This is a genomic window from Rubrivirga sp. (assembly GCF_049648075.1).
Lineage (GTDB): Bacteria > Bacteroidota > Rhodothermia > Rhodothermales > Rubricoccaceae > Rubrivirga.
This window is the reverse complement of record NZ_JBARYR010000272.1, coordinates 1-2565: the sequence shown is the minus strand read 5'-3', so window position 1 is coordinate 2565 and position 2565 is coordinate 1. Positions and strand designations below refer to the sequence as shown.

General features: G+C 66.7%; 3 protein-coding genes and 2 pseudogenes. 3 read left to right on the top strand and 2 right to left on the bottom strand.

Translation table 11 applies throughout. The features are described 5' to 3' along the window. Nucleotides 1–279: pseudogene (locus tag WBA11_RS08130) on the bottom strand (hypothetical protein); the annotation flags it as partial. Nucleotides 280–341: 62 nt separating this feature from the next. On the opposite strand from WBA11_RS08130, the gene WBA11_RS08125 reads away from it, so the two are divergent. From WBA11_RS08125 to WBA11_RS08115, 3 genes are all read left to right on the top strand, one after another. Further along, a complete protein-coding gene (locus WBA11_RS08125) occupies nucleotides 342–704 on the top strand; it encodes a 4Fe-4S binding protein (protein WP_424520196.1) in 363 nt (120 codons plus the stop codon). A 67-nt stretch (nucleotides 705–771) separates the two neighbouring features. Further along, complete coding sequence (locus WBA11_RS08120; protein WP_424520195.1) at nucleotides 772–1071, top strand: S1 RNA-binding domain-containing protein; 300 nt, start codon at nucleotides 772–774, stop codon at nucleotides 1069–1071. A 518-nt stretch (nucleotides 1072–1589) separates the two neighbouring features. Continuing rightward, entirely contained in the window at nucleotides 1590–2441 is an 852-nt protein-coding gene (locus WBA11_RS08115) for an ATP-grasp domain-containing protein (RefSeq protein ID WP_424520194.1), read from the top strand. On the opposite strand, the pseudogene WBA11_RS08110 reads toward WBA11_RS08115, so the two are convergent. Further along, nucleotides 2381–2565, bottom strand: a pseudogene (locus WBA11_RS08110) (EamA family transporter); the annotation flags it as partial. The gene WBA11_RS08115 and the pseudogene WBA11_RS08110 sit on opposite strands and share 61 nt — an antisense overlap.

The following is a 2565-nucleotide window of genomic DNA, read 5'->3' as shown; positions in this document are numbered from 1 at the left end:
GTCCACGTTCGCTACGACGCTGTCGAGCCGGGCCTGGGCGCGGCGCACCTCGCGGCGCTTCTCCCTCGAGGTCGAGACGCGGACGGCGGTCCCGATCGGGTCGTAGGGGTTGATGCCGGACTCGGCGCGGCTGCCGACCTGGACGCGGGGAGCCGGCGGGATGGCGGCTGTGACGGCCACGCGGCGGCCGTCGAGGGCGACCTCATCGAGTCGATGGGACGCGGAGCACCCCGAGGCGATCAGGGCGATGACGAGAACGGCGGCGAGACGATGGAACACGGGCCGGTGCAGTGGGTGAGCGCGCTAGCTTAGCCGCTGCCAACGCCTCCCCGGTAACCCCGATGCCCTACGTCGTCGCCCAGCCCTGCATCAACTGCAAGCACACGTCCTGCGTCGAGGTGTGTCCCGTCGACTGCTTTTACGAAGGCCCCAACTTCCTCGTGATCCACCCGGACGAGTGCATCGACTGCAACGCCTGCGTGCCCGCGTGCCCCGTCGAGGCCATCTACGCCGACGACGAGCTGCCCGAGAAGTGGACGCACTACGCGGAGTGGAACGAGTATCTGGCAAACCAGTGGCAGGCGCTCGGCTACAACATCACCGAGGAGAAGGAGCCGATGCCGGAGCACGAGAAGTTTGCCACGGCGCCGGAGTCCGAGACGAAGAACGAGGAGGACATCCTGACCTGGGAAGGCGCGGAATAGCGCCGTCCTCGAGGACGAGTCTTGTGGCACCGTTCACACAGACCCTGGCTATACCGCGCTGCCACGTATGGCGTCTGATCAAACCATCGCAGAGTTAGAGCAACGATTCCCGGAGGGCAGCTTCGCACGGGGCGTCGTCACTCACCATGTCTCGTTTGGATTCTTTGTTGACCTTGGCGCCCCTGGGGCGGATGGGCTGGTTCGAATTATCGACATCAAAGACGAGCCAGTACCGATCTCGAAAGCGGACTATCCGCCTATCGGCTCGAAGGTAGAGGCCTACGTCTGGGGCATCTCCGGTGGCGACGAAGCTCGGCCACAGGTGATCCTGAGTGTCAAACCAAGCCTCATCCATGGGGCGGTATAACCCGCGGCGGTTATTAGCTGGAAGTCGAGAGGCTCGCCCTCGAGGGCGATGACATCAGGTCAGTCGCCGAATGTTGAAGACGGACGGCTGCACACCGACCTCGAAGTCGCTCATCGCGGGGGATTGGAACCGAGAGGAAGAGGACTCGACGTGGGCACACCTCCATTGACTCTGAGCTGTGCCTCTCACACGTAATCCTCCCAGGGGCGTGACCCGGCGGCGGGTGCGACCTCGAGGTCGGGGCTTAGAACAGAGCGATCGTCGCTATGATCAGCACGATCGACACGAAAGTCGTGCGGATGGCAGTGCGCGACGGGAAGGGGAGCGTCATCGGTCCAGGGACAGGACACGGGAAGGTGCGGCACTGAACGTCCCCGTGTTGGAGCTGGAAGCTGATCGTTGGGTGAGGGATCGCCAGAGGTCCGCCCTCGAGGGCGCACGACCTCGCCGCCGCCACTCGTGTGGGCCGGTTCCAGCGTTCTGCTACGGCTAGGTTGTCTCTCCTCCCAACGGGCCACATGCCTGCCTGCACGTTCCTGACGATGGCCGACCTCGGTCACTACGTCGACTACGACCGAGACGCCGTGGCGCCGCTCGCCGACCGGGGTTGGACCGTCGACTTTGTGCCGTGGCGCACCAATGCGGACTGGTCGGCCTACGACCTGGTCGTGATCCGCACGCCGTGGGACTACCAAAACGACCCCGACGCCTTCTTCGCTGTCCTCCAAGAGATCGACGCCGCGACGCGGCTCGAGAACCCCCTCGAGGTCGTCCGCTGGAACCTGCACAAGACCTACCTCCGCGACCTCGAGGCCGCCGGCGTGCCCATCGTCCCGACCACCTGGGGACGCGACCTCGACGCCGCGACGCTGGCCGCCCTCGAGGACGAGTGGGGCGAGGCGGGCGGCGTCGTCAAGCCGATCGTGGGCGCGTGCGCCGAAGACGCGTTCCGGCTCGGCCCCGACCTCGACAGTGCCGAGGCGATAGCGACGTTTGCCGACCGCGACTTCATGGCGCAGCCATTCGTCCAGTCGGTCGTGACGGAAGGTGAGTTCTCGGTCTTTGTGTTCGGCGGCGCCGTCAGCCACGCGATTCTGAAGACGCCCGTCGCGGGCGACTTCCGCGTGCAGGAGGAGTACGGCGGCCGGATCGTCGGCGTCGAGCCCGAACCGGCATTGGTCGAACTGGCCGGGGCCGCCCTCGAGGCCGTGCCCCACGACCAGCCGTTACTCTACGCCCGCGTCGACGCGGTCCGGCGTGGGGACGGGACGTTCGCGATCATGGAGCTCGAGTTGATCGAGCCGTCGCTCTACTTCCCCTTCGCGGAAGGCTCGGCGGCGCGGTTCGCGGACGCGATCGCCGGCCGCTGACGCACGACGAGCGCGATGCCGCCCAAGGTGACGACGGTCGCCAGGATCAGGCGCGCGGTGAGAGGCTCGGCGAGGAACGCCGCTCCGCCGAGCGCGGCGAGCGCGGGGACCGAGAGCTGTACCG